2 protein-coding genes are annotated in these 5226 nt (G+C 74.9%); both read right to left on the bottom strand.

The annotated features are described in order from the left end of the window. On the bottom strand, positions 1-1147 hold a 1147-nt coding region (locus K6I34_RS30920; protein ID WP_229331108.1), incomplete at its 3' end, for a TIGR02679 family protein. Continuing rightward, positions 1144-5226: TIGR02680 family protein (locus tag K6I34_RS30925; protein WP_229331110.1), on the bottom strand; the 4083-nt coding region annotated here is incomplete at its 5' end. The genes K6I34_RS30925 and K6I34_RS30920, both read right to left, overlap by 4 nt.

Consider the following 5226-nt stretch of genomic DNA (forward strand, 5'->3'; position numbering starts at 1 on the left):
GGGATGGGGTCGGTGTGCCTGTCAGGGGTGGGAGCTGTGGGGCGGCTGCTGCCAGAGCGCGGTAGTCGGCGGCCGTGTACCGCCAGGGCTGCCACGGCACGTGGTTCAGCAGCACGTTCGCGATGCGGAGCCCGCCCCAGTCGAAATCTCCGTGGTAGAAGAGGTCCGCGCCGCCGTCGTGAAGGTGGCGCAGGAGAGCAAGGGCCGCGGCGGACGGCTGGCCCTGGAGGCACACCAACGGAGGGCAATCGGCGCCGTGGGCGTCAGCGGCCGCGGCCAGGACGGCCGGGTTCTCGCAGATCCGTACCACTGGCGACGCCGCCCGTGGGCGCTGGGAAGTGAGCTGACGAAGAGTCAGGACGCACGGCTCGCCTGATTCCGCCATCCAGTCCAGGGCAGGGGTGCCGCGCAGGTTCAGGGCCAGGACCGTGGAGGACAACTCGTCGCGCAGCAGTCCCGCCGATGCCCACGCGTCCCGCCGCCACGCGGCACCGCTGCCGTCGGGGAAGCCGGTGAGGGCGCGAATGCCGGACAGGGCGAGTGTGGCCAGGGGCGTTCCGTCGTCCAGGGCGTGCGCGCTGCCGAGTACGCGGGCCGCGAACGCGGGCAGGGCGGCAGCGGGTTCGGCGGGGAGCGCGCGGAGCACCTTCGCGGCGTCGGCGGTCAGCGGCCCGGCGGATCCGGGGGTACGGGCGAGGCGTCGTACGAGGCTTTCGGTCCGTGGATCGGTGGTCCAGCCGGCGAGGCCGGGCCGGTCGTGGCCCAGGGCCCGGAGCGGCTGGTACGCCTCCTGCCAGGCGCGGGACTCGCTCCGGCGAGCCTGGCGGAGGGGGACGACGGGGCCGGTCAGGGACTCCACGGCCGCGGCCAGTCCGTCGGGGCTGATGCCGGAGCGGCGCAGGACGTCGTCCACGGCGTCGAGCCGGACGGCCAGCGACCGTCCGGCGACGCGCGGCGCGCGGCCCAGCAGGCGTTCGACGGCCGTGCGCTGGGCCTCGGTGGGCGCGGTGAGCGAGACGGCCCCGACGAGGTCCTGTTCGCGTTCGAGACGCCGCCTTACGCGCTCGACCAGCCACGCGAGGCCGGGGTCGCCGAGCAGCCGGCGGAGGCGGTCGGGGTCGACGACGCCGGGCGATCGCTCGCTCATGACCACAGCAGGTCCTGGCTGTCCGTGCTGTCCGACACCGGGGCGAACCCACCCCGCTCGTACACCGGGTCGTCCCGGCGCAGGCGCACGGAGCCGTCCCACTCCCAGCGGGTGACCAGGACCGCCGCGACGTCATCGGTCCGTGAGAGCTGTGCGATGGCGATGCCGGGCACCTGCGGGTAGCAGGCCCACTCCCGTTCGCTGGTCATCACCACATCCAGGTCGAAGGCGTGCAGCAGGCCCAGGCACTTGGCGCGCGAGTCGTCGTCGACTCCCGCGAACGCCTCGTCGAGGGTGACCAGACGTGGTGCGTGCGGGTTGCCCGCGCTCGCGTAGTGCGAGGACGCGGCGGCGAACAGGGGCACGGACACGGCGAGGACACGTTCGCCGCCCGAGGCGGGCCCGGTCGCCGGGACCCAGCGGCCCTGCTGGTGGCGTTCGATGCCGAACTCGTGCCACGCGCGGTAGTCGAGGGCAGTGGTGAGGTGTTCGAGCCAACTGCCGGCCGCGTCGCCGGTCTGCTGCTGGGCGATCTGCGCCTGCAGGAACTCGCCGACCGACGCCCGGTCCTCGGGGGTCCAGGCGTCGGCGGACTGACGCAGGCGTTCCCGCGCCCGGTCGAGACCCGCCGGGGCCTTGCGGGAGGCCCGCCACACCAGGCGCAGCTTCATGCCGGTCGAGGTCGGGCGTTCCTCCAGTTCGGCGTTCATGGCCCGTACCTGCCGCTCCGCCGCGCCGATCAGTTCCTGCAGGGTGCCCGCCACCTCGGTGATGAGATGGGTCTCCAGGATCTCCCGCTCATGGGAGGAGAGGATGCGGGTGAGTTCACCGACCTCGGTGGCGAGGGCCTCGGCGAGTTCGGGTACGGCCCGTTCGCGGCCCTGGTAGACGATGTCGACGACCATTCCGTCCTCGACCATGCGGGCGGACGCGGTGTGTCCGTGCCGGGACAGGGCGTCCTGCAGGGCCTTGAACTCTTCGCTCAGCTGCTTCTGCACCCGCTCCCAGGCCCCGGCGGAGTCGTCCGTCCTGGACAGCTCGGTCTCGATGGAGCGGGCCAGGGCGACAGCGGGGGTGGCCGCCCATGGGCCTTCTCCGGTCGGCGGCAGGGCCAGCCCGGGCAGGGCCACCGAGAGCAGGCCGGTGTCCGCGAACCGCTGGAGCCCCGCGATCGCCTCCGCCCGGGCCGAGGCAGCCTCGGCGATCCCGTGCCCCAGCTGCTCGATGCGGCCTTCCGCCCGGCTGGCCCGCCGGTCCGCCTCGGTGTGCTGCTCACGGGTGCGACGCTGCTCGGCTCCGCACTCGCGCAGGGAGACGGCGGTCTCGGCGAGGCGGCGCTGGAGTTCGGCGACGGCCGTGCCGACCGTGGAGCGCAGGGTGCTGTGGCGCTCGGCCGCGGCGGTGGCCTCGCGGGCCGACTCCTCCGCCCGCAGGGCGTGCTCCGCGGCCCGCTGCCCCGCCTGCTCGGTCTCGTCCTGTTCCTCGTCCACCTGCCGTGCCGCCTCGGCGCGCTCGCGCAGGGCGGGCCACAGGTCCGCGAGGACGAGGGCGAGGCCGGTGACGGCCTGGTGCACGGCGGCGATCCCGGCCCGGTCGGCCGGGAGGCCCAGGTCGGTGGCGGTCTCGGTGAGCTCTGTCGCCGCCCGCTCGGCCTCCTGGGCCGCCTCGGTGAGATCGGCGGCCCGCTCGTCGCGCCGGGCACGGTCCCGGCGCACGGTGCCGGCGGCCGCGGCCACCCGGGCGTACGTCTGCCTGAGCGGCGCGTCGTCGGGTACGGCGGCCAGCTCGGTGTCGAGCTCGCGGCGGCGCGCCGTCACGGCCTCGGCCTCGGCCACCGCGGCGGCCAGTTCCTCCTGGAGCGAGGCGAGTCCGGCGCGCAGGGCGGCGATGCGGGACCGGCGGGCTTCTTCCCGGGCACCCTCGCCGACGTACTCCGCTGCGCCCTTGGCCCACCGGCCGACGAGCGCGCCGACGCGGAAACGGCCGTCGGCCGCGGCCCAGGTGGCCGCGCCGCCTGCTTCGCCCAGTCCGATCGCTTCGAGCAACTGTGCCACGGTGCCCTCACCGATCGCCGCTGCCCGCGCGTCGCCGTGGTCCACGGCCGGGCGCAGCGCGTCGGCCAGGGACGGCCCGGACACGGGACCGGTCCGTGGCACGAGCAGCACATCGTGCCCGTCGGCGTCGAGGGCCGTGCCGTCCGGGTGCACCCAGGCGTCCAGCAGGCCGGACGCCTCCAGGGCCGCTTCCAGCCCGGCGCGTTCGGCGTCGCCGAGCCCGTCACGGAAGTCGACGAGCCGCCACAGGGGAGCTCCGGTCGTACGCTCGCGCAGCCCCGGGGTGCGGGTGTACGGGGCCTTCGGCCCGCGCTGGCCTCCGGCTTCGAGCGCGGCCAGCTCCTGTTCCATGTCACGTACGCGTGACTGGAGTTCGGCCTTGCGGTGCGTCAGACCGGCCGTCAGATCGGCGAGCCGCGTCGAGACGGCCCGGTGGGCGTGCGAGGCGTGGGTACGGGCCGGGTAGGGCCCGTCGAGGTGCTGTGTCCAGTCCTGGAGCTCGTCGAGGAGGCCGACGGGGTCCGGGTAGGCCAGCTCCCGGCACTCCCCGGCATGCCGGCGCACGGCGTCCAGCAGATCCCGGCCGGACGCCGCCGCGCCCTCCTCCGCCTGGCGCTGCGCGTCGGTCGCGAGCGCGAGGTCGGACTCCGCCTCGTCGAGCCGCCGGAAGGCCGCTTGGCGCTCGCCCGCGGCCCGGTCGGCCTCGTCCGCGAGGCGTTCCACGTGGGTGAGTGTGCGCCGCCTGCGGTCCGTTGCCTCCTCGGCGGCGGCCCGGGTCGGTTCATCGGACAGGGGGACCAGGGCGTTCCCGGCCGCTTCCCGGGCCCGGGCGAGGACGGTGTCGGCCTGGTGGCGGGCCGAGGCGAGCCGGTTCCCGGCCGCCCCGAGCCGTGCCAGCGCCTTCTGGTGGAGGCGCGTGGCCTGCCCGTGGTCGGCTTCCGCGCGCTCCCGTTCCCGCGCCGTGCGGTCCGCCTCCGTGGCGGCCTGCTCCAGCTCACGGGCGCTGCGCATCTCGGGCCCCGCGCGCAGGGCCGTCTCCTGGGCCCGCAGCCGTGTCCCGGTCTCCTCCAGGACGGTGAGGCGTTCCTCGGCGGCTGCCCGCTCCTCCTCCGCGTGGGCCTTGTGCGCCTGAGCCTCGGCGAGATCCCGCTGGAGGTGCTCGTACCGGGAGTGCTCGCTGCGCGGGAGGCGGGCCCGTCGGCGGGAGGCGATGCGGGCGTAGCGCCGGTAGTGGTCCAGGAACGCCGAGGCGGCCTGCTCGGCCTCGGCGGCGGCCCGCAGTTCCTCCTTCTCCTCGTCCAGGGAGCGGAAGGCCTCCGCCGCGTCGGCGACGACCGCCTGGTCCATGGGCGGCAGCGCTTCGGTCAGCGCCCGGGAGAGGGCGGCCTCGTTGGGCCGCTTGGACAGCTGGGGCTGGCGCAACTGGATGAGCAGGTCCACCAGGGCGGCGTACCGTTGTTCGCCGAACCCGAACAACGTCTCGTCGACGGCCCTTCGGTACGCCTTGGCCTGGTCGTACACCAGCCCGTGCCCGGCGACCGCCTCGGCGAGCCGGTCGCGGGAGAGAACGGTGCGGGTGGCGTCGAGCAGCCTGAGGTCCTGGCCGATCCGCTGGTCGGTGACCGCGTACCAGTGGCGGGCGATGCCGCGCCCCGCGACGGCCTTGAGTCCGCAGGCGAGCGTACGGAAATGCGCCTCGCCGGTCGTGTCGTCACGGCGGCCGAACTCGATCCAGGTGTAGCCGAGCCGTTCGGAATGGGGGTGTTCGCCGCCGAGGAGCAGATTCCACTCCATGCGCTTGCCCGGGTCGCCGTCGGGTTCGACACGGCGCGGGGTGAGGTCCCCGTCCAGCAGGAAGGGCAGGGTGAGGGCGAGGACCTTGGACTTCCCGGTGCCGTTGTTGCCGCGCAGCAGCAGTCGCCCGTCGCGGAAGTGGAACTCCTCCTCCTCGTAGTGGAAGAGGTCGACGAGCCCGATGCGCGTCGGTTGCCAGCGGGAGCGGGTGGGGACGGGGAGGGCCCTGTC

This window comes from Streptomyces sp. UNOC14_S4 (genome assembly GCF_020740835.1).
GTDB lineage: Bacteria > Actinomycetota > Actinomycetes > Streptomycetales > Streptomycetaceae > Streptomyces.